This window comes from Pseudomonas sp. DF11, assembly GCF_058148565.1.
Genome location: NZ_JBYVYN010000006.1, coordinates 295,415 through 321,074, shown reverse-complemented (window position 1 = coordinate 321,074; position 25,660 = coordinate 295,415). Strand labels below are relative to the sequence as shown.

Sequence of the window (25,660 nt, the reverse complement as noted above, 5' to 3'; positions counted from 1 at the left end):
CTCGCGAAGCAGGCGCCTTGATCTCTGAAAGACCGCATCGCCCCCATCGCGGGCAAGCCTTGCTCCCACATAAATCCTCTCATCACAAATAAGTCCGGCTCAGTAGTCGTGGTGAGTTACGACGGCACCACCGCCGCCGGTGCACGCAGGGCCGCACGACCACGTTGACGGAAGCTGAACAGGTAGCAGAGCAACCCGGCCAGGAAGCCCACGCCGCTGACCAGTCGCGCCCAGAACAGCGGCTTCAAATGATCCATCGTGGCCATGAACGGCAAGGCACTGCCATCGGCCATCCAGCGCTGCAACCAGACCTGGACCACTCCGGCCGCGGTGAGGAACAAGGTGATCATCACCATCGACAAGGTCATCAACCAGAAGCCCCAGATCTCCAGGCGCTGCGAGCGTTCATCCGCCGCTTCACCCAAGCCCCGCAAGCGTGGCATGGCGTAACTGATCAGCGTCATCACGATCATTGCGTAGGCACCGTAGAAGGCCAGGTGACCATGGGCCGCGGTCAGTTGCGAACCGTGGGTGTAGTAGTTGACCGGTGCCAGGGTGTGCAGGAAACCCCAGACGCCCGCGCCGAAGAACGCGGTCACCGTGGTGCCCTTGGCCCACAACGTGGCCGCGCGGTTCGGGTGGTGCCGGCGGCGGTTTTTCACCATGCTGAAGGCGAAGACCACCATCGCCAGGAACGGCAGCGGCTCCATCGCCGAGAAGATCGAACCCACCCACAACCAGACCTCGGGCGCACCGATCCAGAAGAAGTGGTGACCGGTGCCGATGATCCCGGTGATCAGCGCCATGGCGATAATCACGTAGAGCCATTTTTCGACCACTTCGCGGTCCACGCCGGTGATCTTGATCAGGACGAAAGCGAGCATCGACCCCATGATCAGTTCCCAGACGCCTTCCACCCAAAGATGCACCACCCACCACCAGTAGAACTTGTCACGGGCGAGGTTTTCCGGGTTGTAGAAGGAGAACAGGAAGAACACCGCCAGGCCGATCAGGCCGGTCATCATCACCATGCTGACCGTGGTCTTGCGCCCTTTGAGCAAGGTCATGCCGATGTTATAGAGGAACCCCAGGCACACCACCACGATACCCATCTTGGTGATGGTCGGCTGCTCCAGGAATTCACGGCCCATGGTCGGCAGCAAGTCGTTGCCGGTGAACTTGGCCAGCGTCGCATAAGGCACCGAGAGGTAGCCCAGGATCGTCGCCACGCCAGCGGCGGCGAACACCCAGAACAGCAACAACGCCAGTTTCGGGCTGTGCAGTTCGCGATCGGCCTCCTCCGGTATCAGGTAATACGCCGCGCCCATGAAGCCGAACAGCAGCCAGACGATCAGCAGGTTGGTGTGGACCATGCGGGCCACGTTGAAAGGAATCAGCGGGAACAGGAAATCGCCGACCACGTATTGCAGGCCCATGATCAAACCGAACAGCACCTGCCCCAGGAACAACATCAGGGCAAATACGAAGTAGGGTTTGGCGACGGCCTGCGAGGCGAATTTCAGATGCGGATTAGCCATGCTCATCTCTCAGCCCTCCTTGTTTGGCGGCCAGCCATTGGTATTGATTTTCGAGCTCCACTTGAGGAACTCGGCGATGTCGTCGACTTCCTGCTCGCTCAGGTTGAACTGCGGCATGGCCCGACGACCCGGAACGTTCAGCGGCTGCATTTTCATCCAGGCCTGCAGGAACGGCTTGAAGGCCTCCTCGCCACCGCGCCGGTTGACCACGTTGCCCAGCTCCGGCGCAAAGTACGCGCCTTCGCCCAGCAGGGTATGGCAGCCGATGCAGTTGTTGCGCTCCCAGACGCCCTTGCCGCGTATCACCGATTCGGTCAATTGCGCCTGGTTGCTGCGTTCGGGAAAGGTCTGTTCCGTGTGGTAGGTCAGGGCCAGGAATATCAGGAAGAAGAACACGCTTCCCCCGAAGTAAATATTCCTGGCCATGCCTTTGGTGAAGGTATCTGACATGGTCACTTCCTCATTGCTTGGCGTGTTCATTCTAGGAAGCGCGGGGTCAGAAACCGCTTGATGGCGATCAAGAATCTCCGATGGTTTTGGTGGGTTTTTCCAACACCGCCAGAAAGGCAGGTGAGCTTCTGTGGCGAGAGGATTTATCCCCGCTGGGCTGCGAAGCAGTCCCAGGACAACTCTCTCGCTACATCTGACACACCGAGGAGCCGGCCATAGGGACTGCTCCGCAGTCCAGCGGGGATAAATCCCCTCGCCACAGGGTTTTGTGTTGGCAGGGTCAGATCGCGATGGAAATTACGATCCCTATAACGATCGCAAGCGCCGCCGCCCAACTCAACACCAACCGCCGCCACAACCGCGGCGCATGGCGCAGTTCCATGAAGCCGTCGGCGATCAGCCAGGCCTTGGTCACCGCGAGCGCCAGGATGGCGATGGACACCAGCCCGCTAGCCGCGACCTGAGCCAGGACGACAGTGCCGGTACTCAACACCGCCAACGCCATCCAGCAGGCAATCAAGACAGGGGAAGCGGACATGAGCACCTCCGCTCAATCAAGGATGTAGACCACCGGGAACAGCAGCACCCAGACCAGATCGACCATGTGCCAATACAACACGCCGGATTCCAGCCCGCTGTTGCGCTGCGCCCCATAGCGACGGCGCCGACAACCCTCGGCCAGCCAGGCGAGAATCACCATGCCCAGCAGCACATGAAGGAAATGAAACCCGGTAAGGATCCAGTACAAGGTGAAGAACGTGTTGTGCTCCATCCCCAGGCCGTTCGCCAGCAGATGGGCATACTCAGCGAGCTTGATCCCCACATAGCCGCAGGCGAGCAACAACGCCACACACAACAACAACGCACCTCGACGCGGCCGGTCCTGCCTGACCTGCTCCTGGGCCAGGGCGGCGAACAGGCCGGCGGTCAGCAGGCTGAGGGTCATCGCCAGGCCCGTGGAGCGGTCCAGCAACTGCCGGCCTTCGCTGAAGACCTGCGGGTGCAACGCCTGGGCGACGGTGAACGCCAGGATCAACAGCGCGAACACCGACAGCTCGGCGAGGATGAAAAACCACATCGCCAGGTCCCCGGGCAAGCGCCGGGGCAAGGCGATGGTTTCAGCCGAAGTGGACATCGACCACATCCATCAACGCGGCGACGGTCTGCGGGTCGTCGCTCAATGGCTCGGCCAGACAGGCCAGGCAGGCTTGGCGCGGGTCCATGCCGGAGCCGATCATGCGCGCGGCGAAGATCAGCAGACGCGTCGAGGCGACTTCCTCCAGATCATGCTGGTCGAGCCGGCGCAGTGCCTGCCCCAATCGCACCACCTGGGCCGCCAAGGCCATGTCCACGTTCGCTTCACGGGCGACGATGCGCTCTTCATCAGCCACCGCCGGATAACCGAAACGCATCGCCACGAAACGCTGGCGAGTGCTTGGCTTCATGCCTTTGAGCAGGTTCTGGTAACCCGGGTTATAGGACACCACCAACATGAAGGACGGCGGTGCCTGCAGTACTTCGCCCGTGCGCTCCAGGTACAACTGCCGACGATCATCGGCCAGGGGGTGCAAGACCACGGCCGTGTCCTGGCGCGCTTCGACCACCTCGTCCAGATAACAGATACCGCCCTCGCGCACCGCCCGGGTCAAGGGACCGTCCTGCCACCAGGTGCCCTGGGCGCCGATCAGGTGACGGCCCACCAGGTCGGCCGCGCTCAAGTCATCGTGGCAGGCAACGGTGTATAGCGGCAGTTTCAGGCGGTGGGCCATGTGCTGGACGAAACGGGTCTTGCCACAGCCGGTAGGGCCTTTGATCAGCACCGGCATGCCGTGATGCCAGGCCTGCTCGAACAGCGCCTGCTCGTTGTCCTGGGGTTGATAAAAGGGTTCGTCGGGGTGCTGCAAAGTGTGGATAGCGTTCATGGCAAGGCCTGATCAGACAACACGATTACGGGCCACGCTACGGTGCCCTGCGACAACCTGGCAAGGCTTGCGGCCGGCAAACTTGATCGCCGTCAAGCGGCTAACCACAGGCCTGGGCATAGCCTTGCAGCGCACCAAGAACCTGCGCGCCGAACGTCAATTACAGCGCAGCGCGGGTCACGCCTGAGGAGAAATGGAATGCTGATCAGCCACAAAAAATCGTGGGCCCTGCGGGTCACGGCGCTGTGTACAGCGCTGGCCGCCCCCCACGCCTTCGCCGACCAAACCACTGCGCCGGAGCAACCCCGCGTGGTCAAGACCGAAGGCGCGCCCGACCTGAGCCAGGCCGACTTCGACTCGGCCAAGGAAATCTACTTCCAGCGCTGCGCCGGGTGCCACGGCGTGCTACGCAAAGGCGCCACCGGCAAGCCGCTGACACCGGACATCACCCAGTCCCGCGGCCAGGCCTACCTGGAAGCGCTGATCACCTACGGTTCGGCCGCCGGCATGCCGAACTGGGGCACTTCCAACGCCCTGACCAAAGACCAGATCACGATAATGGCCAAGTTCATCCAGCATACCCCGCCGACACCGCCGGAATGGGGCATGGCCGAAACCCGCAAGACCTGGAAAGTGCTGGTCAAGCCCGAAGACCGGCCAACCAGGCAACTGAGCACCCTCAACCTGCAGAACCTGTTTTCGGTGACCCTGCGCGACGACGGCAAGATTGCCTTGATCGACGGCGACAGCAAGAAGATCGTCAAGCTGATCGACACCGGTTATGCGGTGCACATCTCGCGCATCTCGGCGTCGGGTCGCTACCTGTTGGTGATTGGCCGGGACGCCAAGATCGACATGATCGACCTGTGGCCGAAAGAGCCGACCAAGGTCGCGGAAATCAAGGTGGGCATCGAAGCCCGCTCGGTGGAAACCTCCAAGTTCAAAGGCTACGAAGACAAGTACACCATCGCCGGTTCGTACTGGCCGCCGCAGTTCACCATCATGGACGGCGAGACCCTGGAGCCCAAGCAGATCGTCTCGACTCGCGGCATGACCGTCGACACCCAGCAATACCATCCCGAACCTCGGGTCGCCGCCATCATCGCCTCCCACGAATGGCCGGAGTTCATCGTCAACGTCAAGGAAACCGGCAAGGTGATGCTGGTCAACTACCAGGACATCAAGAACCTCACCATCACCAGCATCGACGCCGCGCCGTTCCTGCATGACGGTGGTTGGGACAGCAGCCATCGCTATTTCATGACGGCCGCAAACAACTCCAACAAAGTCGCGGTGATCGACTCCAAGGAACGCAAGCTCACCGCCCTGGTGGACGTGGGCAAGACCCCGCACCCGGGACGCGGCGCCAACTTCAACCACCCACTCTACGGACCGGTCTGGGCCACCAGCCACCTGGGCGATGCCGGGGTCTCGCTGATCGGCACCGACCCGGTCAAACACCCGCAATACGCCTGGAAACAGGTCGGCTCGTTGCAGGGCCAGGGTGGCGGCTCGCTGTTCATCAAGACTCACCCCGCGTCCAACCACCTGTATGTCGACACCACCCTCAGCCCCGACGCCAAGCTCAGCCAGTCGGTGGCGGTGTTCGACATCAACAAGCTCGACGCCGGCTACACCGTGCTACCGATTGCCGAGTACGCCGGTATCAAGAAAGGCGCGCTGCGTGTGGTGCAGCCGGAATACAACAAGGCCGGCGACGAAGTCTGGTTCTCGGTCTGGAGTGGCCAGGAAGACGAGTCGGCGCTGGTGGTGATCGACGACAAGACCCTCAAGGTCAAGAACGTGATCAAGGACAAGCGCCTGATCACCCCTACCGGGAAATTCAACGTCTACAACACCCAACACGACATCTATTGAGCCCCATCAATAAGAGGAAAAACCATGAAGCCTATTCTGATTGCCTTGGCCTTGACTGCCGCCTACAGCCTGCCGGTGCTGGCACAAGACGGCCCGACGCTGTTCAAGAGCAAGCCCTGTGCAGCCTGCCACTCCATCGATACCAAAGTGGTTGGCCCGGCGCTCAAGGATGTGGCGGCGAAAAACGCCAGTGTCCCAGGGGCGCAAGACGTGCTCGCCAAACATATCAAGGAGGGTACGCAAGGCAACTGGGGAGCGATGCCGATGCCGGCCAACCCCGTGACCGAAGAAGAAGCCAAGATCCTCGCTGCGTGGGTCTTGACCCTTAAGTAACACTCAAGGAACACATCTATGTGGCGAGGGGATTTATCCCCGCTGGGCTGCGAAGCAGCCCCAAGAAGGGCAAAACCTATCTGCCTGGCACACCGCGATGTCAGGTTCTAGGGCTGCTTCGCACCCCAGCGGGGATAAATCCCCTCGCCACAGGGACACGCAAAAATTCAATCTCGGAGGACGTCATGGAACGACACAGCGCTGCAACCTTGCTGACCACCCTCCTCTCGGTGTTTTCCTCCTGCGTGCTGGCCGCTCCCGACAGCCAGCGCCAGGCCCAACTGCAACACCTGCTGGACCAGGATTGTGGCGCTTGCCACGGCCTGTACATGACCGGCGGCCTCGGCCCACCCCTGACCCTCGAAGCCCTGACCGGAAAATCCCGCGACAGCCTCATCGCCACCGTCACCCTCGGACGGCCCGGCAGCGCCATGCCCGGTTGGGCAGCGCTGCTTGCGCCCGACGACATTCGCTGGCTGGTGGACCGGCTCCTTCAAGGAAAACCCGCCTCATGATCCGTTCTCTATTGTCCCTCACCGCCATCGCCCTGCTGCTCTCGGCTTGCGCCCAGACACCACTGCGCGGCACCGGCGACCTGGGCGTGGTGGTGGAGCGCGCCAGCGGCAGCCTGCAAATCATCGAAAGCGATACCCGCACCGCCCTCGCACGCGTTGAAGGCCTGGGCGACCTCTCCCACGCTTCGGTGGTGTTCTCCCGCGACCAACGCTACGCCTATGTGTTCGGCCGCGATGGTGGCTTGAGCAAGGTCGACCTGCTCACCGCCCACATCGACCGACGCATCATCCAGGGCGGCAACAGCATCGGCGGCGCGATCAGCCAGGACGGTAAGCTGATCGCCGTCTCTAACTACGAGCCCGGCGGGGTCAAGGTGTTCGATGCCCAGACCCTGGAACAGGTCAGCGACATTCCGGCCACGCCGTTGCCTGACGGCAAGAAACGTTCGCGAGTGGTGGGTCTGGTGGACGCCCCCGGACAACGCTTCGTGTTCAGCCTGTTCGACACCGGCGAAATCTGGACCGCCGACTTCAGCCAGGGCCTCACTCCGCGCATCGAGCGTTTCACCGCCATCGGCCAACAACCCTATGACGCCCTGATCACCCCCGACGGGCGCTACTACATGGCTGGGCTGTTCGGTGAGGACGGCATGGCCCAACTCGACCTCTGGCATCCGGAACACGGCGTGAAACGGGTGCTGGGGCATTACGGGCGCGGCCAGGATCGGCTCCCGGTGTACAAGATGCCGCATCTGGAAGGCTGGGCCCTGGCCGACCAGCAGGCCTTCGTGCCTGCCGTCGGGCATCACCAGGTGTTGGTGATGAATGCCCGGGACTGGCAGCAGACCGACGCCATCGCCGTGGCCGGCCAACCGGTGTTTGTCACGGCGCGGCCGGACGGTCGCCAGCTATGGGTCAACTTCGCCTACCCGGATAACGACCGCGTCCAAGTCATCGACACCCAGACTCACGCCATCGTCGCAGACCTTCGACCGGGCCCGGCCGTGTTGCACATGGAGTTCACCGCCCGGGGTGACCAACTGTGGCTGTCCGCCCGGGACGGTGGCGAGGTACAGGTCTGGAACCCGTATCGGCTCGAACGCCTGGGCAGTCTGCCGGCCCTGAGCCCCAGCGGTATTTTCTTCAGCAGCCGTGCGCACAAGCCGGGGTATTGACCATGACATCCAGCTCACTGGCCCGGCGCCTGATCGACCAATTCCAGCATGGCCTGCCGTTGTGCGCCGAGCCCTATCGGGCCATGGCCGAGACCTTGGGCTGCAGCGAAGCCCAGGTCATCGACTGCCTGCAACACCTGCAAGTGGCCGGGACCTTGTCGCGGGTCGGCCCGGTGTTCGAACACACCCGGGCCGGGGCCAGCACCCTGGCTGCCCTGGCCGTGCCCGAAGACCGCTTGCACCAGGTGGCGGCACGCATCAGCCAATACCCGGAAGTCAATCACAACTATGCCCGGGAACATCGCTACAACCTGTGGTTCGTGCTGACCGGCCCCACCCGTGCCCACCTGGAAAACATCCTCCAGGAACTGGAACACGACACCGGTCTCACCCCGCTGGACCTGCCCATGCTGACCGCCTACCGCATCGACCTGGGCTTTGCCCTGGAGGCCACCCCATGAAAAACGCCCTGAGTGAGCAACAGTCACTGGAACTGCGCCGTCTGCTGGAAACCGGCCTGCCCCTGACCTCGCGGCCCTTCCAGGACCTGGCCGAGCAGATCGGGGCCAGCGAACAACAGGTGCTCGAGCAGATGCAGCACTGGCATGGACAGGGTCTGTTCCGCCGTGTCGGCCTGGTGGTCAACCATCGCGCCTTGGGATTTGCCGCCAACGCCATGCTGGTGCTGGACGTGCCCGACGCCTTGGTCGATGAAGTCGGCCGTCGCCTCGGTCAGGCCCCGGGCATCAGCCTTTGCTACCAACGCCCCCGGCGCCTGCCCCAGTGGCAATACAACCTGTTCTGCATGATCCACGGTCGCCAGCGTGACCGTGTCGAAGCCCAGGTCCAGGCGCTGCTGCAAGAGCATCTGCTGGACGACCTGCCCCACCAGTTGTTGTTCAGCACACACCTGTTCAAGCAATGCGGCGGACGTTTCGCCGCACCGGTCGGAGCGCGTATCGATGGATGACCTCGACCGTCGCCTGATCAATCGCCTGCAACTGGGCCTGCCGCTGGTCCGTCATCCTTGGCAGGCCCTGGCCCATGAACTGGACAGCAACGCTAGCGAATTGCTCGACCGCCTGCATGAGCTGCTCAACGACGGTGTACTCACCCGCTTCGGCCCGATGTTCGACATCGATCGCCTGGGTGGTGCGTTCACCCTGGCGGCGCTGGCGGTGCCCGAGCCGCGCTTCGAGGCCGTCGCCGAGCTGCTCGCGGACATGCCCGAGGTCGCCCACAACTACCGCCGCGAGCACGCCTGGAACATGTGGTTCGTGCTCGCCTGCCCCAGCGAACAGGCGATCAACGACAGCCTGCTGCGCATCGAACATCTGACCGGCCTGGTGCCGCTGAACCTGCCCAAAGAGGAGACCTACCATGTCGGCCTGTATTTCCCCGTCTGAGTCTTTGTGGCAAGCGCCACCACGGCTGGATGAAACGCCCCTGGCCCTGCGGCTGGTGGAACTGACCCAGGCCGGCCTGCCCTTGCTCGAAGACCCCTGGGCCTGGCTCGCCGAGCAGCTGGACTTGAGTGTGGAATCCACCCTCGACCTGCTCAAGCGCTTGCAGGCCGAAGGCGCGATCCGCCGCATCGCTGCCGTGCCCAATCACTATCGCCTGGGCTATCGCCACAACGGCATGACGGTCTGGGACGTGGCCGACAGCGACATCTCGCGCCTCGGCGCGTTGCTGGGTGCGCAGCCTTTCGTCAGCCACTGCTACCGACGCCCGCGCCGGCCCGGCTGGCGTTACAACCTGTTCGCCATGGTCCATGGCCGCAGCCGCGAAGAAATCGACAGCTACCGCGACCACCTGCGCTACCTGCTGGGGAACGCCTGTGCCGCCGACGACATGCTGGTAAGCAGCCGCATCCTGAAAAAAACCGGCCTACGCCTGTCGCCAAGCCTGGGCTGAACCCGCATGCCGATCGAAGGAGCGCTTTTATGTTGAGGATCAGCCACTACCTGCGGGCCCTGGCCGGGCAATGCCCCGCGCCACGGGTCGCGCCACCGGGCAGCCAGCGCCCGCCGGTGGTGATCTGGAACCTGCTCAGGCGCTGCAACCTGACCTGCAAGCACTGCTATGCGACCTCGGCCGACAGCGTGTTTCGCGATGAACTGGACACCGCGGCGGCGCTTCAGGTCATCGATGACCTGCATGATGCCGGGGTGCGCGTGCTGATCCTGTCCGGCGGCGAACCCCTGCTGCGCGACGATCTGTTCCAGCTCAGCGCCTACGCCCGTGGCAAGGGCTTTTTCCTCGCCCTGTCCACCAACGGCACGCTGATCGACGCGAACAATATCCAGCACATCAGCGAGGCACACTTCGACTACGTCGGCATCAGCATCGACGGTCTGGAAGCGACCCACGATGAATTCCGCCAGCTCAAGGGCAGTTTCGCCAGTTCCATGGCAGCCATCCGGCTCTGCCGCGAGCAAGGAATCCGGGTCGGGTTGCGCACCACCCTCACCCAGCAAAACCACGCCCAGTTGCCGCGCTTGCTGGACTTGATGAATGAGTACGACGTGCAGAAATTCTACCTGTCGCACCTCAACTACAGCGGCCGAGGCAAACGCAGTCGCAAGCTCGATGCCCAGCAGCAGATGAGCCGCGAGGCCATGACACTGATCTTCGAGCGGGCCTGGCACGACATCGAACAGGGCCGCGACAGTGACTTCGTCAGCGGCAACAACGACGCCGATGCGATCCTGTTGCTGCAATGGGTATCCCGTCGGCTACCGCAACACTACACCGCACTGGAACAGATGCTGCGGGCCTGGGGCGGCAACGCGTCGGGGAGCGGCATCGCCAACATCGACAATACCGGCGAGGTCCACCCCGACACGTACTGGTGGCAGCACTCGGTGGGCAATGTCCGCCGGACCCCGTTCAAGACGCTCTGGTCAGAACGCCCCGATGCCCTGCTGCTCAAGCTGCGTGAACATCCACGGGCGGTGGGTGGCCGCTGTGGGCAATGCCGTTGGCTGGCGATCTGCAACGGCAATACCCGCACCCGCGCCTGGGCCGACGGCGACCTCTGGGGCCAAGACCCCGGCTGCCACCTCAGCGATGACGAAATTGGCGTGCACGCGATTCCCTGCGTTGCGCAGCCCTGCGCCCAATAGCCCGACGGCGAACCTGATACCGAACCAAGGAAGTCCCATGCCTGCCTCCATCGTTTTGCCCGCTGCCCTGCAATCGCCCTTCAGACCGGGTGAAGTCGCCCTGGTCGGCGCCGGTCCCGGTGACCCGGGCCTGCTGACACTGCGCGCCTGGAGCCTGTTGATGCAGGCCGACGCGGTGGTCTACGACCGCTTGATCAGCTCGCAATTGCTCAGCCTGATCCCGCTGACCTGCGCCCGGCATTACGTCGGCAAGGCCGCCGGTTGCCACAGCCTGCCCCAGCCGCAGATCAACGAACTGCTGGCTGAGCTGGCCGACCAGGGACAACGGGTGGTACGGCTCAAGGGCGGCGATCCGTTCATCTTCGGTCGCGGCGCCGAGGAACTGGAGTATCTGCTGGCCCGAGGTGTCGATTGCCAAGTCGTGCCGGGCATCACCGCCGCAGCCGGTTGCAGTACCTATGCCGGCATTCCCTTGACCCACCGTGACCTGGTCAATTCCTGCCGATTCATCACCGGCCACCTGCAACGCGAAGGGGATTTGAACCTGCCTTGGCAAAGCCTGGCGGATGACAGCCAGACCCTGGTGTTCTACATGGGCTTGTCGAACCTCGGCACCATCGCCGCGCGGCTGATCGCGGCGGGCCTGGCGGCCGAGACTCCGGCGGCGCTGATCAGCAACGGCACGCGCCCCGACCAGCAGGTCCTGCGCGGCACCCTCCAGCAATTGCCGGAGATGGCCCTGGCGTGCGCCGAAGGCCTGCCGACCTTGACGGTGATCGGCAAGGTGGTCGGTTTGTTCGCCCATCAGCTATTGGAGCATCCGGCCCGCCTGCACCCGGCCATATCGCTCCAGCCTGGTATCGCGAGGGTGGCATCATGAGAATCGGCTGGCTTGCCCCGCTGTTGTGGATCGGTGTCGTCCCAGGCGCCACGGCGGCTGAACCGGACCTGGCCTTGGCCGAACAGACCTACCAGCAACATTGCCAGCAGTGCCACGGAGTGAATCGCATCGGCGCTGCCGGGCCGGCGCTGTTGCCCCAGAGCCTGAGCCGGATCAAGCCCGACGAGATCCGCCAGGTGATCGAGAATGGACGTCCGGCCAGCCAGATGGCGGCGTTCGGTGCGGTGCTGGAACCTGCGCAGATCGACGGTCTGACCCACTATCTCCAGCGTCCGCCCGCCGTCGAACCGACCTGGAGCGAGGACGACACTCGTCGCAGTCATCGCCTGGTGGTGGATGTCGCTACCCTGCCCGATAAACCCCAGCACCACGCCGACCCGCTGAACCTGTTCGTGGTGGTGGAGGCTGGCGATCATCACGTCAATATCGTCGACGGCGATCGCTTCGAAGTCCTGGCGCGCTTCGCCTCACACTTTGCGCTGCATGGCGGCCCCAAATTTTCTCCCGACGGGCGCTTTGTCTATTTCGCCTCTCGGGACGGCTGGATCAGCCTGTATGACCTGCATAACCTCAAGCTCATCGCCGAGGTACGGGCCGGGCTCAATACCCGCAACCTGGCGGTGAGCAAGGACGGTCGCTGGGTGCTGGTGGGCAACACCCTGCCCGGCAACCTGGTGGTGCTGGATGCCCGCGATCTGTCACTGGTCAAGACCCTTGCAACGGTGGGGCTGGACGGCCAGGCGTCGCGGGTCAGTGCGGTCTATACCGCGCCGCCGCGCAACAGTTTTATCGTGGCCTTGAAAGACGTGAAAGAGGTCTGGGAACTGTCCACCGGGCCGAACCCGGACTTTGTGCCCAGGCGTATCGAGGCCGAGGATTACCTGGACGATTTTTCCTTCTCGCCCGATTACCGGCAATTGCTCGCCACCTCGCGCAAGGCCCAGGGCGGACAGGTGATCGATCTCGACACCGGTCGGGTCGTCACTGACATCGCCTTGCCGGGCATGCCGCACCTGGGCTCGGGGACCTATTGGAAACGCAATGGGCATTGGGTGTTCGCCACGCCCAACATCAGCAAGGGGCTGATTTCGGTGATCGACTTCGACACCTGGAAAGTCATCAAGCAGATCCCCACGCTGGGGCCGGGCTTCTTCCTGCGCAGCCACGCCAACTCGCGCTACGCCTGGACCGATGTGTTCTTCGGCCCGGACAACGATGCCATCCACCTGATCGACAAACAGACCCTGGAAATCGCCCACACCCTGCGGCCCATACCCGGCAAAACCGCGGCCCACGTCGAGTTCACCCGTGACGGTCGCTACCTGCTAGTGAGCATCTGGGATACCGACGGCGCGCTGATCGTCTACGACAGCAACACCCTCGAGGAGATCAAGCGCCTGCCCATGAACAAACCTTCGGGCAAGTACAACGTCGGTAACAAGGTCGAGTTCGCCGAGGGGACGTCTCATTGAAAAAAAGGGGCTGATGCGCAGCCCCCGGGAGCAAACTTCTCCGCCACAAAAGACTGCGACGGTGTCCAGTTGGAATGACTACTGTGGCGAGGGGATTTATCTGTGAGAACAAAGGCCTGTGGGAGCAAGGCTTGCCCGCGATGAACGATAACGCGGTTCCACTGTTTGACTGCGGCGCGGCTATCGCGGGCAAGCCTTGCTCCCACTCCCCCTTTACCAGGTGAGCACCGCACCCACAGCAAAGGTGTCGGTGTCTTCGTTCTGGGCGCTGGTATCGTGGCCGTTGATTTCGAACTGGTTGTACTCGGCCACGAGCTTGAGGTTGTCGTTGATGTCGTGGAACAGCGCGATGCCACGGGTTTCGTAATCGGCGCCACTGCCCACCACGCCATTGCCGTCGTCATCGGTCTTGCCGTAGGACAGCGCCAGGCGGTTCTTGCCCAGCTTGTACGAGCCCTGCAACAGGTAGCCCTTGCTGTCGACATTGCGCAGGGTGGCTTCACCGGCGTTGTTGGTGAAGAACGGGTTGATGCCCTTGGCCTGGAACCCCGAACCGGTGAGCGACAACTCGCCCATCTTGGCCTGCACGCCATACCCCAGGCCCTTGGAAGTGACCGATTCGACGGTGGAATCGGTGTTGTCCGAGGTCTGGTAGCTGCCGTTGAGCCAGCTGTAGATCTTCGCCCCGCCCAGGTCGAACTGGTAGGTGATCTCGCTCTCGGTGCGCGGGTTTTCCTGGTAGGCCTTGCCGGTGGCGCTGTTGTCGTTGGTGTCCACCGGGTCCATGATCCCCACCGCCACTCGCAGCCCGTCCATCACTGGCGTGCGGTAGGTGATCTGCGAAGTCGGGAACGGGTACGGATAACCACTGCCGATGTTGCCGAACGACACGCCGCCGCCGTCCACCAACCCCAGGGTGTCGCTGACCTGGCCGTAACCGGCGAGCAGTTCGTCCAGCAGGATGTTGGAGCGGGCAAACAGGCCGAAGTCCTTGCCGATCAGCACCTCGCCCCACTCCGGATTGGCCACGGTGCCGTAGAACTGGCGCACGTCGATGGCAGTGTCGGTGCCGTTGGTTTCGCTGTCGTTGATGGTCACCCAGAACGAGGCCCGGGCACCGAGCTTGAGGTCATCGACCTGCTTGCCCATGTTGAAGCCCAGGTAGTTGGGCAAGAAGCCCATCTTGACTCGTGCCTGCCGACGGTCGTACTGCTCACCCGCGCGGTCCACGTCACTGTTGACGTAAAAGGCGTTGATGTAGCCGTCGGTGGAAAAGGTGGTCTGGTCCTTGTCGTACAGCATGATTTCGGCGTTGGCCCAAGGCATCAGGCCCAGGCTCGAAACGCCGGCGAGGACTGCAGGCAAAAAACGTTGGCGGGTATTTTTATTGTTGTGCATGGCGCGCTCCGCAACAGGGGACGGGATGTCGGAGGCGATTATCGAAAGGCGTCGGGGCGCGTCATACGCTGCCTTGGAGGCAATTGGCGGATGCTTTGGAAGCGCCGGCCTGGCGCGGCAGTTTGGGTGTAAGACGGCGAGGCTGGCGGGTGCGGTACTTTGGGTGTGGGCCGCGGGATGGCCGGGGAATGTAGGGGGGATCAATACCACCGACCTGTGGCGAGGGGGATCTGTGGGAGCAAGGCTTGCCCGCGATGAACGATAACGCGCTTTAACTGTTCGACCGCGGCGCGGCTATCGCGGGCAAGCCTTGCTCCCACAGATAAATCCCCTCGCCACAGGAGCTTGCTCCCGCTGACCTGCGCAGCAGGCCCCCCCGCCTTCGCCTCAGAACCTCGGCTTGACGGTCTTCCAGTCCGGCCGGTAGCGCTGCATCTGCCGCACATCGTCGCGCTGGCGGATGCCGCAACTGAGGAACTGGTCATGCAGCTTGCCCAGTTGATCCCGGTCCAACTCCAGACCAAGGCCCGGCGCCCGGGTGATCTTCACGCAGCCATCGACAATCGGCAGCTTGCCGCCCTTGACCACCTCCTCATCCGGCTCCTGCCACGGGTAATGGGTGTCGCAGGCGTAGTCCAGGTTCGGCACCGCCGCCGCCACGTGGGCCATGGCCATGAGGCTGATGCCCAGATGCGAATTCGAATGCATCGACACGCCCAGGCCGAAGGTACTGCACATCTTCGCCAAGGCCTGGGTGTCCCGCAGGCCGCCCCAGTAGTGGTGGTCAGCCAATACAATCTGCACGCTGTTCAACGCTACGCTACGGCGAAACTCGTCGAAATCGGTAACCACCATATTGGTCGCCAGCGCCAGCCCCGTGCGCTTGTGCAGTTCGGCCATGCCTTCCAGCCCTGGCGTTGGGTCTTCGTAGTACTGCAAGTCATCCCCCAGCAGTTCGGCCATGCGGATCGAAGTTTCCAGCGACCAGTTGCCGTTGGGGTCGATGCGCAGCGGATAGCCGGGAAACGCTTGTTTCAACGCCTTGATGCAGGCGACTTCATGCTCCGGATCAAGGGCACCGGCCTTGAGCTTGATGCTTTTGAAGCCATAGTCCTGGATCATCCGCCGGGCCTGGGCAACGATCTGCTGTTCGTCGAGCGCCTCGCCCCAACTGTCTGGCGGATACGGCGAATCGATGTGCTCGGCATACTTGAAAAACAGGTAGGCACTGAACGGAATCTCGTCGCGAATCGCGCCGCCGAGCAGGTCCACCAGCGGCACGTTCAGGTAGTGGGCCTGCAGGTCCAGGCAGGCCACTTCGAACGCCGAATAGGCATTGCTCACCGCCTTGCTCGCATGGGAACCCGGCGCCAGTTCGGCACCGGCCAGGCTCGGCGGTTTCTGCGCGGCGACGGTCGCCTGGACGATGGCCCGCAACTGGTTGAGATTGAACGGATCCAGGCCGATCAACTGGCTCTGCAACTGCTGCTGGATCGCCAGGGCCGGCGCATCGCCGTAGCTCTCCCCCAGGCCGATGTAACCGTTGTCGCTCTCGATCTCGATGATCGAGCGCAACGCGAACGGCTCATGGATGCCGCTGGCGTTGAGCAAAGGTGGGTCGCGAAAAGCGATGGGGGTGACAGTGACGCGTTTGATCTTCATACAGCGGCTCCCGATGGGCCAGGGTTCAAGGCTTGGGGTTTGTCCGAGGGCTCGGCTTCGGCAATGGTTCCGGGTCGACCGGCATCCGGGGTGTCACGCTTGGGCGCGGTGCGGGCGAAAAAGATCACCACGGCAGCGACGAGCGAGGTTATCGCCAGCCCATACAGGCCGCCCTCGATGGACCCGGTGGTTTGCTCCAGGAAACCGAAGGCCGTCGGCGCCACGAAGCCGCCGAGGTTGCCGATGGAGTTGATCAGGGCGATCACCGCCGCCGCGATGCGTGCATCCAGGTAGCCCTGGGGAATCGGCCAGAACAACGCCGACGCGGCCTTGAAACCGATCGCGGCAAAACAGATCGCCACGAAGGCAAAGATCGGTCCGCCCGTGGTGGACATGAACATGCCGAACGCAGCCACCACCAGCGTCACCGCAACCCAGGCCTGCTGGAACTTCCATTTGCCGGCCAGGGCGGCAAAGCCGTACATCGCGACGATGGAAATGATCCACGGAATGGAGTTGAGCAAACCGACCTGGAAGTCCCCCAGGTTGCCCATTTTCTTGATCATGCTCGGCAGCCAGAACGTGGCACCGTAGATGGTCAGGGCGATGGAAAAGTAGATGAAACAGAACAGCGCGATCTGCCGGTCGGCCAGCAACTTGAACATCGACGGCTTGACCACTTGGGCGGCTTCCCGGGCCCGTTGTTCCTCGGCGATGGCGGCGATCAATACGGTTTTTTCTTCAGCCGTCAGCCATTTGGCCTGGCTCGGATGCGATTGCAGCCAGAACCAGACAAACCCGCACAGCACGATGGAGGCGAAACCTTCGATCAGGAACATCCACTGCCAGCCATGCAGGCCCATCCCGCTGACGTGCAGCAGAGCGCCGGACACCGGGCCGGAAATCACCGAGGCGATGGCCGAGCCGCTCAGGAAGATCGCCATCGCCTTGCCCCGCTCGTTGGCGGGCAGCCATTGGGTAAAGTAGTAAATGATGCCGGGAAAGAACCCCGCCTCCGCCGCGCCGAGGATAAAGCGCAGTACATAAAAACTGGTCTCGCCGCGCACAAAGGCCATGGCCATGGCCGCTGCGCCCCAGGTGAACATGATGCGCGTCAGCCAGGCCCGGGCGCCGTAGCGTTGCAACAGCATGTTGGACGGCACTTCGAACAGCGCGTAGCCGACGAAGAACAGCCCGGCGCCGAGCCCGTAGGCCGCGGCACCAATGCCCAGGTCGGTTTCCAGGTGACTGCGCACGAAGCCGATGTTGACCCGGTCGATGTAGTTGACGATGAACATCACCACCACCAGCGGCAGGACATGACGTTTGACCTTGGCCGCTGCGCGCGCCAGGGTGCTGTCATGGGTGGAGTCCGTTACGTTATTCAAGGGGTGCCTCCCGATCATTGTTTTTGTGGGGAACGTGGCGATGATGGACGCGGTGGATTGTTCCCGTCTAATCTAACTTGGCACTTGATTGATACCTGGATTGAATCAATGTTTGAACTGGCCCAACTGCGCTGCTTTACCACTGTGGCGACCGAACTCAACTTCCGTCGCGCCGCCGAACGCCTGAACATGACCCAGCCACCGCTGAGCCGGCAGATCCAATTGCTGGAACATCACCTGGGGGTCGAACTGTTCACCCGCAGTACCCGCAGCGTGGCACTCACCGCCGCTGGCCGAGCGTTTTTCATCGAAGCGCAGAACCTGCTGGAGCAGGCACAACAAGCTGCCGTTGCCGCTAAGCGTTTCGCCCAGGGCGACATCGGCTCGGTCACCATCAGCTTCGTCGGTAGCGCGGTGTACGAGTTCTTGCCCAAGGTCATTGCCGAGGCACGGCTGAAACAGCCCCAGGTCAAAATCGTTTTGGCAGAGATGAACACTTACCAGCAGCACGAGGCCTTACGCGCCCGGCGCATCGACCTGGGCATCGTTCGCTCGCCCCTGCTGGAAACCGGCTACGCCACCGAATGCCTGGTGCGCGAGCCCTTCGTCCTGGCGGTGCCTGCCGGGCATCCGCTGGCCAATGCCGAGACCGTGGGCGTCCAGGACCTGGACGGTCAACCGTTCCTCATGTACTCCCATTCCGCCTACCCGCCCTTCAACGAACTGCTCACCGGCATGCTTCGCTCGGCCCGGGTCGCGCCACAATTCGTGCAATGGCTGGGGTCGTCGCTGACGATCCTGGCGCTGGTCAACGCCGGCATGGGCCTGGCGCTGGTGCCGCGATGCGCCACCAGCGTGGTGTTCAAGCAGGTGGTGTTTCGCGAGATCGACCTGGGTGAAGGGGTGCAGAGCGAGTTGCACCTGGTGTGGCGCGAGGACAACGACAACCCGGCGTTCACCATGTTGCTGGAGGGGATTCGGGGAGCGGTTCGGGAGGGACTTTAAGCGATACACAAAAGCTGTGGCATGTGAAACCCGTGGCGAGAGAGCTTGCTCCCTCGCCATATGACCAGCGCCCTTGAGCCATGTGTCTGATGGGTTTGCCAGCGCCCTATTCCAGTCCTTCCCTGCAAGTTGTACGATGACAGACGAGAGCGCAATCGCTCGCGTTCCTGATACCTACAACAACAAGGAAATCCCCATGAAAAAAGCGACATTGGTCATCAGCCTCTTGTGCCTGTTCAGCGGCTACGCAGCGGCGGCTACATCGCCTGAGCAGGAAGTGGCCCAGGCGGTCGACCATCTGACCCAAGCCATGCTGCACAAAGACATCCCACAACTCCAGGCATTGGCCGCTGAGAACCTGACCTACGGGCACTCCAGCGGCAACATCCAGGACAAGAAAGCCTTCATCGCCGACATCGAAACGGGCAAGAGCGCGTTCAAGACCCTGGAGATGCAGAACCAGAAAATCACCCTGTCAGGTGACGTGGCGCTGGTGCGCAATCACTTTTCGGCCCAGGCGCTCAAGGGCACAGAGGTGGTGCCGACGGAAATCGAGAACTTCCAGATCTGGCAGAAGCAGAAGAATGGCAAGTGGCTGCTGATCGGTCGCCAGGCGTTTCGGTTCTGACCTGAAAATCTATGTGGCGAGGGGATTTATCCCCTCGCCACAGGTCACCGTTACTTCAATCCGTCGCCCATTGCTCCCGGTACTGCAGCAGAAAATCCACAAAAGCACGCACCCGCTGCGGCACGTACCGGCCATGGGGATACAACAAGGTGAACGGCCGTGAACGCCCCGCGAAAGGCGCAAGCACCTCCACCAATTGCCCGTTGGCCAGCTCCTGCTCCACGATGAATTTATAGGTCTGGAACAAGCCCGCCCCATGCTTGGCCAGCGTCACGCCGCCGAGCACATCGTCCGAACAGCAATAACCCCCTTCGCCGAACACTTCCTTTTCCTTGCCCTCGACATTGAACAGCCAGGAAATCCGTCGCCCGCTGCTGGGCAATTCGAACTGGATACACTCGTGATCGTCCAGGTCTCCAAGGCTCTGTGGCGTGCCGACCTTGCGCAGATAATCCGGGGATGCGACCACCACCAGTTTCGCATCCTCCAGCAGCCGGGCGATCATCGACGAGTCGGGTTGGGCCCGTACCCGAATGGCGAGGTCATATCCCTCGGCGACGAAATCAATGTTTCGATTGCTCAGGTGCAGGTCCACAGTCACTTGCGGGTACAGCGCCCGAAAGGCCGGCAGCAACGGCAGGATGCGGTGATGACCGTAGGTGGTGGGCAGGCTGATACGCAGTTGCCCGGACGGCACCGATTGCGCCCCCATCATTTCCTGTTGCGCCTCCACCAGTTGCGTCAACGCCTGGCGGCATTGCTCGAAATAGGTCCTGCCGGCTTCGGTCAAGCGGATGCTGCGGGTGGTGCGCACGAAAAGTCGTGAACCCAGGCGCTCTTCCAGACGAAAGATCGAGCGGCTCACCGCCGCCGGAGTAACGCCCGCCAACTGCGCCGCGGCGGTGAAACTGCCGGCCTCCGCCGCCAGGCAGAATAGTTCTATGCTGCCCAGCTGCAGGTCTTCGAAATGACGTTTCATGATTGATTACACCGCGTATCAACTGAAGTTGCCAAAAGCCTGTTTATCAGCCTGCGGCGTATAAATACAGTGGTCCTTCAATGGCGCGGGAATACTCCTGCGCATTTCTCAGCAGCAGGAGTGCAACATGCCTTTCGTCAATGTGCGAATTACCCGAGACGGCGTCACCCGTGAACAAAAAGCCCAGGTGATTTCCGAAATCACCGAAACCCTCCAGCGCGTGCTGGGCAAGGACCCGCATTTGACCCATATCGTGATCGAGGAAGTCGACACCGATAACTGGGGATACGCGGGAATGACGACGACGGCGTATCGAAGTCTTCCCAAGGAATAACCCTCTGCCCTTCCGAGCCCGGTCCAATTGACCGGGCTTTCTATATCTATCACCCCAATAACTCTGTGGGAGCGAGCCTGCTCGCGATATCGGTGCGTCAGTCGACATTTGAGTCGGCTGATGTACCGCTATCGCGAGCAGGCTCGCTCCCACAGTGGCTTGCGTTGATCCAGTCATTGATTACATGGCGTATCAACTCAAGTACCAGAAGCCTTATTTATCAAACCCTGATGCACCAATACCCTGAACTCAACCACCGCCTCTACAGGCGTAGCGGTTCCACTCAATGTGATCAGGAGTCAATCATGAGCCTCAACAAAACCGTCATCATCACCGGCGCTTCCAGCGGGATCGGCCTGGGTTTGGTCAAGGCGTTCCTGGCCCGGGGGTACAACGTGGTGGGCAATGCCCGCTCCCCGGCCGGCCTGGACGCTGCCGCTGCCCAGCTCGGTCACCCGGCCGGTTTCATCGGCGTGGCCGGCGACATCGCTGACCCGGCCACTTCAGCCGCCCTCATCGCCCAAGCCGTCGAGGCGTTTGGTGCCGTTGACGGGCTGGTGAACAACGCCGGGTTCTTCCTGCCAAAACCCTTCGTCGAATACAGCCCCCAGGACCTGGACGCGCTGCTGGACACCAACCTCAAGGGGCTGGTCTACGCCAGCCAGGCCGCTGCCGCGCACATGATCGGGCGCCGGCAAGGCTTCATCATCAACATTTCGGCCGCCGTGGCGCTGCAACCGAACATCCAGGTGCCGGCGGCGCTGCCGGTGTTGATCAAGGGCGGCGTCAACCAGATGACCCGCGCCCTGGCCCTGGAATTGTCGCCTCACAACATCAAGGTCAACGCCGTCGCCCCCGGCATCATCGACACGCCCATGCATGACCCGGCGCACCGCGACTTCCTCGAAAACCTGGCCCCGGCCGGTCGCGTGGGCACCATCGAGGAAATTGCCGAAGCCGTGTTGTACCTGGCGGGCGCTGATTTCACGACCGGCGCGATACTGCCGGTGGACGGCGGCATGAGCAGCGGCAAGTGGTAAAAAGAAAAACCCCGGAGGCAGGACCTTCGGGGTTTTCATGACGCACTGGATTCAGAGCGTGTAGGAAATGCCGGCCTGCACGGTCCGCGGTGCGCCTGGGTAGGCATAGACGCCACCGAATGCACCCTCTTCGTAGTCGGCGTCGAACAGGTTCTTCAGGTCCAGGTTGAGGCGGATCCGCTCGTTGACCTTGTAGTAGCCGAGCAGGTCGACGACGGTGTAGCTGTCCATGGTAAAGGTGCTGGCCGCCGTATTGCCGGCCCGCTCATCGACGTACTTGACGCCCAGGCCCAGGCCGAGCCCCTTGAGGCCACTGTCCTGGAACTCATAGACGTTCAACAGGCTGAAGGAGTTCTTGGGCACGTTGAGCAAGCGGGTGCCGGTTGGGATATTGATGTCCTTGGTCACTTCGGCATCTACATACGCGTAGCCACCGATCACGCGCCATTCTGGCGTTAAATTGCCCGCCACATTCAAATCGAAACCACGGCTGCGCACTTCCCCGGCAGCCACGTTGAAGGTGGAATCCAGCGGATCGGGCGTGAGTACGTTGCGCTTTTCAATCTGGTAGATCGCCGCATCAACGCTCAACTGACGATCCAGCGCTTCCCACTTGACGCCCATTTCGTAGGACTTGCCCTCTTCCGGCTTAAACCCCTCACCCTGCCCCTGGCGACTGGCTCCGGTGTTGGGTTTGAACGAGCGCGCGGTGTTGGCGTAGAGCGCAACGGTATCGGTCAGATCGTAGATCACCCCCAGGCGTGGGGTGACAGCATTTTCAGTCTTGTCCCAGTTACGGCTACCGGGCCGAGCCTGAGGGACGAAGGATTCGTACTCATGCTCGAATCGCTCAAACCGCGCCCCAGCCAACACCTTCAGGCGCTCAGTCAACGCCACCTGATCCTGGACGAATACGCCAAACGTCTTGAGGTTTTCCTGGTCATCGGTGGGCGTACGCGTCAATGCCGGGCGCGGCTGGCCATACACCGGGTCGAAGATATCGATCGGGTAGGCACCGGCACCCGCGGCGGAACGCTGGATGATGGACTGGTAGTCGTAGTCTTCATACTCGATGCCCGTCAACAGCGTGTGCTCGAACCCGCCGGTGGAGAAATGCCCGGTGAGGTTAAGTTGGGTGTCCCGGTCGCTCCATTCCAATTTGCGGTAGTTGAAGTTGCGGCCCAGGGTGCGCCCGTCGGCGGCGATGCCGTTGCCTTCCACGGCATTGCCCTGCAAGGTGCCGTCGAGCCATTGGGTACCGCCGGCCAGCGTCCAGTCGTCGTTGAGCATGTGCTCGAAACGCACCTGCAGCATGTTGTTGTCGTTGTGCAGCTTGCCGGCGTCTTTTTCGCCGAAGAACGTATCGCGCGAGGCGGTGCCGCGCTGGCCGGCGTAATGGGTCAAGCCACGGTCCAGGGGCGCATTGTTGCGCATGAAATCACCTTCGAAAGTCAGGCGCGTGGTGTCGTTGACCTGCCAGGTCACCACTGGCGCGACGCCGTAGCGCTCGGTCTCGACGTGGTCGCGGAACGTGTCACCGCCCTCGCCGATCACGTTCAGGCGATAAGCCAGGCGCCCTTCTTCGTCCAATGGACCGGACGTATCGAGCGTACCGCGACGCATCCCCTGGTCGCTGAGCTGACTGCCCAGGGTCACCGTGCGCTCGGCCAACGGTTGTTTGGACACCACGTTGAAGGTACCGCCCGGGTCGCCACGGCCATAGAGCATGGTGGCCGGGCCGCGCAGGACTTCCAGACGCTCGATGGTGTTGGCGTCAGGCATGTTCGGGTAGCCACGGTTGATCGGGAAGCCGTTGCGGTAGAACTCCCCCGTGGTGAAGCCGCGCACGGTGAACGTGGTCAGGCCCTGGCCGCCGAAGTTGTTGGCCCGGCCTACCCCGCCAGCGTAATCGAGGGCGTCTTGCAGGCGCGTGGCGCTGAGGTCTTCGACCACGTCGCGGGACACTACGGAAATGGATTGCGGGGTTTCATGAATCGCCGTGTCGGTACGGGTGGCACTGGCTGAGCGGGTGGCGTGATAGCCCTTCACCGGGCCCTGTGCCGATTCATAGTCGGCAGCGCCGACGATATCCGTGGCTTGCAGCTCGAGGGTCGCGGGGTTGCCAGGGATTGGCTCTTCAGCCCAGGTGGAAACGGAATAAGCCTGGAGCACACACAGTGAAACGAGAATCCGACGCATCGACGCACAATCCTAATGAAAGAATACCGGCCCTTTTTTCGAGGCCGGCAAGAATGTGTCGCGAAAGATACAGGAACTCATTCTTATTTGATATTCACTCCCATTAACGCCGGTTTTATTTTGTTGCCTTCAAGTCCGCCATCGCGAGCAGGCTCGCTCCCACATTGGTTCAGGGCATTCACAAAAATCGCGTCCGCCACAAATCCCTGTGGGAGCGAGCCTGCTCGCGATGACGCCGGTAAATTCAACCCCGCTTCGCTGCAGACTCCGTCTCGACCCGCTGGAAAAACCTCTGCGCCCGAATGTCCTGGGTATACGCCACATTCAACCGCAACCAGTCGCAGTCCTCCCCCTGGGGCAGGAACGTCGAGCCCTGGGACAATTGGATTTGCAGTTCCCGGGCGATCTGATGCACCCGTTGTGCAGCCAGGCACCGCGGCCTGGCCCAGATGAACAGCCCTCCCGTCGGCTCGGCAAACACCTCCCAATGGGCCGGGTTCAGTTGGCGCAGCGTACTTGCCATCTGCTTGTTCAGACGCTGGCGCAAGCGCTGGATCAACTTGCGATAAGCGCCGTTGGCCAGCAACGTCGCCACCACGTTTTCCGCCAGCAGCGAACAACCGATGCCGGTAATCATCTTGACTTCGGCCAGGCGCTGGATGATGTCGGGATGGGCGACCACATAACCGACGCGCAGCGAACTGGACAGCGTCTTGGAAAAGCTCGCCAGGTAGATCACCCGGTCCAGGGCATCCAGGGAGGCCAGCCGTGAAGTCGGGCCATTCTGGAAATCGGCGTAGATGTCATCCTCGATGAGGCGAAAGTCGTGGGCCGTTGCCAGTTGCAGCAAACGATAGGCCACGCTTGGCGCCAGGCTGGTCCCGGTGGGGTTCTGGTACATGCTGTTGATGAAGAAATACGAGGGCTTATGCTCGCCGAGAAGCTGTTCCAGGCGAGCGATGTCCGGACCTTGCGCGGTTCTTGGCACCGCCAGGGTCTTGACCCCATGCAGCTTCAGCAGATTGAACAGGTTGTAGTAACCGGGGCTTTCCACCAGCACCAGGTCACCGGGCTTGAGCAGGGTTCGCACCAGCAGGTCGAGGCCTTGGCTGGCGCCTTGGGTCGTGATGATCTGCGCCGGGTCAACGTGAATGTCGATCAGACCCAGGCGCTTTTGAATGTGCAGGCGCAGATGCGGTGAGCCCAACGGGGTGCTGTAGTTGAACAACGCGTGGTTGTCGCTGCGTACCACCTGGCGGATCGCCTGGCCCAGGTCGGTGTCGTCGCGCCAGGCGTCGGGCAGCCAGCCACACCCCAGCTTGAGCTGCGTCGATTCATTGTCGAACAACCGCCACGGTGTGTTATCCGCTTCAGGTGCCGGCGCCACCGGCCGGGCCAACCGCTGCGCGACAAAAAAACCCGCGCCATGCCGGGACTCCAGTACCCCGCTGGCGACCAGTTGGTCATAGGCCTTGATCACGCTCGACAGACTCAGGCCATTTTCCCGGGCCAGTTGGCGAATGGACGGCATCCGTGCGCCGGGACGAATGCCATGGGCATTGATCCAGCCCATGAGGTGCGTCACGAGCTGCCGGATCACGGGCTCGGCAACGTTGCGATCAATCTTCAGGTCCACGGCGGGCACTCTTGGCCAAGTGTTCTCGTTTTTTCAGAAAACAGTTAAACACAAATGGCTGGCGTCTGTTCCTTGTTTG

26 protein-coding genes are annotated in these 25,660 nt (G+C 62.2%); 15 read left to right on the top strand and 11 right to left on the bottom strand.

Annotated features, from left to right (window positions below):
• Positions 1 to 116: 116 nt before the first annotated feature.
• From AC30D9_RS19560 to AC30D9_RS19540, 5 genes are all read right to left on the bottom strand, one after another.
• Complete coding sequence (locus AC30D9_RS19560; protein ID WP_014339161.1) at positions 117 to 1,544, bottom strand: cbb3-type cytochrome c oxidase subunit I; 1,428 nt, start codon at positions 1,542 to 1,544, stop codon at positions 117 to 119.
• A 3-nt stretch (positions 1,545 to 1,547) separates the two neighbouring features.
• The gene (locus AC30D9_RS19555) at positions 1,548 to 1,988 is read right to left on the bottom strand and encodes a c-type cytochrome (RefSeq protein WP_134924098.1); all 441 of its coding nucleotides are present in this window, start codon (positions 1,986 to 1,988) and stop codon (positions 1,548 to 1,550) included.
• A 280-nt stretch (positions 1,989 to 2,268) separates the two neighbouring features.
• Positions 2,269 to 2,526 carry a cytochrome C oxidase subunit IV family protein gene (locus AC30D9_RS19550; protein ID WP_490144641.1) on the bottom strand — a complete coding sequence of 86 codons (258 nt, stop codon included), beginning with the start codon at positions 2,524 to 2,526 and terminating at the stop codon, positions 2,269 to 2,271.
• Between the two features lie 12 nt (positions 2,527 to 2,538).
• Positions 2,539 to 3,123 (bottom strand): cytochrome c oxidase subunit 3 family protein, encoded by a 585-nt coding sequence (locus tag AC30D9_RS19545; protein WP_490144640.1) that lies wholly within the window; start codon positions 3,121 to 3,123, stop codon positions 2,539 to 2,541.
• Positions 3,107 to 3,910 carry a CbbQ/NirQ/NorQ/GpvN family protein gene (locus tag AC30D9_RS19540; protein WP_134924094.1) on the bottom strand — a complete coding sequence of 268 codons (804 nt, stop codon included), beginning with the start codon at positions 3,908 to 3,910 and terminating at the stop codon, positions 3,107 to 3,109. The genes AC30D9_RS19545 and AC30D9_RS19540 overlap by 17 nt, the downstream gene beginning before the upstream one ends.
• Positions 3,911 to 4,108: 198 nt before the next feature.
• Between AC30D9_RS19540 and AC30D9_RS19535 the strand changes: the two genes are divergently transcribed.
• From AC30D9_RS19535 to AC30D9_RS19485, 11 genes are all read left to right on the top strand, one after another.
• Positions 4,109 to 5,788, top strand: a complete 1,680-nt coding sequence (locus AC30D9_RS19535) for a cytochrome D1 domain-containing protein (RefSeq protein ID WP_490144639.1) — start codon at positions 4,109 to 4,111, stop codon at positions 5,786 to 5,788.
• A 24-nt stretch (positions 5,789 to 5,812) separates the two neighbouring features.
• Entirely contained in the window at positions 5,813 to 6,121 is a 309-nt protein-coding gene (locus AC30D9_RS19530) for a c-type cytochrome (RefSeq protein WP_490144638.1), read from the top strand.
• A 185-nt stretch (positions 6,122 to 6,306) separates the two neighbouring features.
• Positions 6,307 to 6,636, top strand: a complete 330-nt coding sequence (locus tag AC30D9_RS19525; protein ID WP_490144637.1) for a c-type cytochrome — start codon at positions 6,307 to 6,309, stop codon at positions 6,634 to 6,636.
• Complete coding sequence (locus AC30D9_RS19520; protein WP_490144636.1) at positions 6,633 to 7,811, top strand: cytochrome D1 domain-containing protein; 1,179 nt, start codon at positions 6,633 to 6,635, stop codon at positions 7,809 to 7,811. The genes AC30D9_RS19525 and AC30D9_RS19520 overlap by 4 nt, the downstream gene beginning before the upstream one ends.
• Positions 7,812 to 7,813: 2 nt before the next feature.
• A complete protein-coding gene (locus tag AC30D9_RS19515) occupies positions 7,814 to 8,272 on the top strand; it encodes an Lrp/AsnC family transcriptional regulator (RefSeq protein ID WP_109756155.1) in 459 nt (152 codons plus the stop codon).
• On the top strand, positions 8,269 to 8,781 hold the full coding sequence (gene ahbB / locus AC30D9_RS19510; protein ID WP_490144635.1) for a siroheme decarboxylase subunit beta: 513 nt from the start codon (positions 8,269 to 8,271) through the stop codon (positions 8,779 to 8,781). The genes AC30D9_RS19515 and ahbB (AC30D9_RS19510) overlap by 4 nt, the downstream gene beginning before the upstream one ends.
• On the top strand, positions 8,774 to 9,217 hold the full coding sequence (locus AC30D9_RS19505) for an Lrp/AsnC family transcriptional regulator (RefSeq protein ID WP_490144634.1): 444 nt from the start codon (positions 8,774 to 8,776) through the stop codon (positions 9,215 to 9,217). The genes ahbB (AC30D9_RS19510) and AC30D9_RS19505 overlap by 8 nt, the downstream gene beginning before the upstream one ends.
• Complete coding sequence (ahbB, locus tag AC30D9_RS19500; RefSeq protein WP_490144633.1) at positions 9,192 to 9,728, top strand: siroheme decarboxylase subunit beta; 537 nt, start codon at positions 9,192 to 9,194, stop codon at positions 9,726 to 9,728. Before AC30D9_RS19505 ends, ahbB (AC30D9_RS19500) begins: the two co-directional genes overlap by 26 nt.
• A 29-nt stretch (positions 9,729 to 9,757) precedes the next feature.
• Positions 9,758 to 10,939, top strand: a complete 1,182-nt coding sequence (nirJ, locus tag AC30D9_RS19495) for a heme d1 biosynthesis radical SAM protein NirJ (protein WP_490144632.1) — start codon at positions 9,758 to 9,760, stop codon at positions 10,937 to 10,939.
• Between the two features lie 37 nt (positions 10,940 to 10,976).
• Positions 10,977 to 11,819 (top strand): uroporphyrinogen-III C-methyltransferase, encoded by an 843-nt coding sequence (gene cobA, locus AC30D9_RS19490; protein WP_490144631.1) that lies wholly within the window; start codon positions 10,977 to 10,979, stop codon positions 11,817 to 11,819.
• Entirely contained in the window at positions 11,816 to 13,312 is a 1,497-nt protein-coding gene (locus AC30D9_RS19485; RefSeq protein WP_490144630.1) for a cytochrome D1 domain-containing protein, read from the top strand. Before cobA ends, AC30D9_RS19485 begins: the two co-directional genes overlap by 4 nt.
• A 213-nt stretch (positions 13,313 to 13,525) precedes the next feature.
• Here the strand turns inward: AC30D9_RS19485 and AC30D9_RS19480 are convergent, their stop codons facing one another.
• The 3 genes from AC30D9_RS19480 to AC30D9_RS19470 all read right to left on the bottom strand — a co-directional run bounded on the left by AC30D9_RS19480 (position 13,526) and on the right by AC30D9_RS19470 (position 17,778).
• Positions 13,526 to 14,710 (bottom strand): porin, encoded by a 1,185-nt coding sequence (locus AC30D9_RS19480; protein ID WP_490144629.1) that lies wholly within the window; start codon positions 14,708 to 14,710, stop codon positions 13,526 to 13,528.
• A gap of 387 nt (positions 14,711 to 15,097) precedes the next feature.
• On the bottom strand, positions 15,098 to 16,372 hold the full coding sequence (locus tag AC30D9_RS19475; RefSeq protein WP_490144628.1) for a glucarate dehydratase family protein: 1,275 nt from the start codon (positions 16,370 to 16,372) through the stop codon (positions 15,098 to 15,100).
• Positions 16,369 to 17,778 (bottom strand): MFS transporter, encoded by a 1,410-nt coding sequence (locus AC30D9_RS19470; protein WP_490144627.1) that lies wholly within the window; start codon positions 17,776 to 17,778, stop codon positions 16,369 to 16,371. Before AC30D9_RS19470 ends, AC30D9_RS19475 begins: the two co-directional genes overlap by 4 nt.
• A gap of 90 nt (positions 17,779 to 17,868) precedes the next feature.
• Here AC30D9_RS19470 and AC30D9_RS19465 point away from each other — a divergent pair, with 90 nt between their 5' ends.
• Together AC30D9_RS19465 and AC30D9_RS19460 are read left to right on the top strand one after the other, a co-directional pair.
• A complete protein-coding gene (locus AC30D9_RS19465; RefSeq protein WP_134924080.1) occupies positions 17,869 to 18,765 on the top strand; it encodes a LysR family transcriptional regulator in 897 nt (298 codons plus the stop codon).
• A gap of 196 nt (positions 18,766 to 18,961) precedes the next feature.
• Positions 18,962 to 19,393 (top strand): nuclear transport factor 2 family protein, encoded by a 432-nt coding sequence (locus AC30D9_RS19460; protein WP_307570925.1) that lies wholly within the window; start codon positions 18,962 to 18,964, stop codon positions 19,391 to 19,393.
• Positions 19,394 to 19,448: 55 nt separating this feature from the next.
• Here the strand turns inward: AC30D9_RS19460 and AC30D9_RS19455 are convergent, their stop codons facing one another.
• On the bottom strand, positions 19,449 to 20,372 hold the full coding sequence (locus AC30D9_RS19455; RefSeq protein WP_307570926.1) for a LysR family transcriptional regulator: 924 nt from the start codon (positions 20,370 to 20,372) through the stop codon (positions 19,449 to 19,451).
• A gap of 127 nt (positions 20,373 to 20,499) precedes the next feature.
• Between AC30D9_RS19455 and AC30D9_RS19450 the strand changes: the two genes are divergently transcribed.
• Both AC30D9_RS19450 and AC30D9_RS19445 read left to right on the top strand, forming a co-directional pair.
• Entirely contained in the window at positions 20,500 to 20,706 is a 207-nt protein-coding gene (locus tag AC30D9_RS19450; protein ID WP_013693518.1) for a tautomerase family protein, read from the top strand.
• A 305-nt stretch (positions 20,707 to 21,011) separates the two neighbouring features.
• Positions 21,012 to 21,746: an SDR family NAD(P)-dependent oxidoreductase gene (locus AC30D9_RS19445; protein ID WP_490144626.1), complete on the top strand. Its 735-nt coding sequence runs from the start codon at positions 21,012 to 21,014 to the stop codon at positions 21,744 to 21,746.
• Between the two features lie 51 nt (positions 21,747 to 21,797).
• Here AC30D9_RS19445 and AC30D9_RS19440 read toward each other — a convergent pair whose 3' ends face one another.
• The gene (locus tag AC30D9_RS19440; protein ID WP_490144625.1) at positions 21,798 to 23,945 is read right to left on the bottom strand and encodes a TonB-dependent siderophore receptor; all 2,148 of its coding nucleotides are present in this window, start codon (positions 23,943 to 23,945) and stop codon (positions 21,798 to 21,800) included.
• A 244-nt stretch (positions 23,946 to 24,189) separates the two neighbouring features.
• Positions 24,190 to 25,581, bottom strand: coding sequence for an aminotransferase-like domain-containing protein (locus tag AC30D9_RS19435; protein WP_490144624.1), 1,392 nt, complete (start codon positions 25,579 to 25,581; stop codon positions 24,190 to 24,192).
• Between the last annotated feature and the right edge of the window lie 79 nt (positions 25,582 to 25,660).

Bases quoted from the DNA above. Each gene is read 5' to 3' on its own strand.
- AC30D9_RS19550 (WP_490144641.1), bottom strand. From the start codon at position 2,526: ATGTCCGCTTCCCCTGTCTTGATTGCCTGCTGGATGGCGTTGGCGGTG.
- AC30D9_RS19460 (WP_307570925.1), top strand. From the start codon at position 18,962: ATGAAAAAAGCGACATTGGTCATCAGCCTCTTGTGCCTGTTCAGCGGC.
- AC30D9_RS19545 (WP_490144640.1), bottom strand. From the start codon at position 3,123: ATGTCCACTTCGGCTGAAACCATCGCCTTGCCCCGGCGCTTGCCCGGG.
- AC30D9_RS19515 (WP_109756155.1), top strand. From the start codon at position 7,814: ATGACATCCAGCTCACTGGCCCGGCGCCTGATCGACCAATTCCAGCAT.
- AC30D9_RS19540 (WP_134924094.1), bottom strand. From the start codon at position 3,910: ATGAACGCTATCCACACTTTGCAGCACCCCGACGAACCCTTTTATCAA.
- AC30D9_RS19465 (WP_134924080.1), top strand. From the start codon at position 17,869: ATGTTTGAACTGGCCCAACTGCGCTGCTTTACCACTGTGGCGACCGAA.
- AC30D9_RS19530 (WP_490144638.1), top strand. From the start codon at position 5,813: ATGAAGCCTATTCTGATTGCCTTGGCCTTGACTGCCGCCTACAGCCTG.
- ahbB (WP_490144633.1), top strand. From the start codon at position 9,192: ATGTCGGCCTGTATTTCCCCGTCTGAGTCTTTGTGGCAAGCGCCACCA.
- AC30D9_RS19535 (WP_490144639.1), top strand. From the start codon at position 4,109: ATGCTGATCAGCCACAAAAAATCGTGGGCCCTGCGGGTCACGGCGCTG.
- AC30D9_RS19480 (WP_490144629.1), bottom strand. From the start codon at position 14,710: ATGCACAACAATAAAAATACCCGCCAACGTTTTTTGCCTGCAGTCCTC.
- AC30D9_RS19445 (WP_490144626.1), top strand. From the start codon at position 21,012: ATGAGCCTCAACAAAACCGTCATCATCACCGGCGCTTCCAGCGGGATC.
- AC30D9_RS19455 (WP_307570926.1), bottom strand. From the start codon at position 20,372: ATGAAACGTCATTTCGAAGACCTGCAGCTGGGCAGCATAGAACTATTC.
- AC30D9_RS19440 (WP_490144625.1), bottom strand. From the start codon at position 23,945: ATGCGTCGGATTCTCGTTTCACTGTGTGTGCTCCAGGCTTATTCCGTT.
- AC30D9_RS19560 (WP_014339161.1), bottom strand. From the start codon at position 1,544: ATGAGCATGGCTAATCCGCATCTGAAATTCGCCTCGCAGGCCGTCGCC.
- ahbB (WP_490144635.1), top strand. From the start codon at position 8,269: ATGAAAAACGCCCTGAGTGAGCAACAGTCACTGGAACTGCGCCGTCTG.
- AC30D9_RS19505 (WP_490144634.1), top strand. From the start codon at position 8,774: ATGGATGACCTCGACCGTCGCCTGATCAATCGCCTGCAACTGGGCCTG.
- nirJ (WP_490144632.1), top strand. From the start codon at position 9,758: ATGTTGAGGATCAGCCACTACCTGCGGGCCCTGGCCGGGCAATGCCCC.
- cobA (WP_490144631.1), top strand. From the start codon at position 10,977: ATGCCTGCCTCCATCGTTTTGCCCGCTGCCCTGCAATCGCCCTTCAGA.
- AC30D9_RS19520 (WP_490144636.1), top strand. From the start codon at position 6,633: ATGATCCGTTCTCTATTGTCCCTCACCGCCATCGCCCTGCTGCTCTCG.
- AC30D9_RS19485 (WP_490144630.1), top strand. From the start codon at position 11,816: ATGAGAATCGGCTGGCTTGCCCCGCTGTTGTGGATCGGTGTCGTCCCA.
- AC30D9_RS19555 (WP_134924098.1), bottom strand. From the start codon at position 1,988: ATGTCAGATACCTTCACCAAAGGCATGGCCAGGAATATTTACTTCGGG.
- AC30D9_RS19450 (WP_013693518.1), top strand. From the start codon at position 20,500: ATGCCTTTCGTCAATGTGCGAATTACCCGAGACGGCGTCACCCGTGAA.
- AC30D9_RS19475 (WP_490144628.1), bottom strand. From the start codon at position 16,372: ATGAAGATCAAACGCGTCACTGTCACCCCCATCGCTTTTCGCGACCCA.
- AC30D9_RS19525 (WP_490144637.1), top strand. From the start codon at position 6,307: ATGGAACGACACAGCGCTGCAACCTTGCTGACCACCCTCCTCTCGGTG.
- AC30D9_RS19470 (WP_490144627.1), bottom strand. From the start codon at position 17,778: ATGATCGGGAGGCACCCCTTGAATAACGTAACGGACTCCACCCATGAC.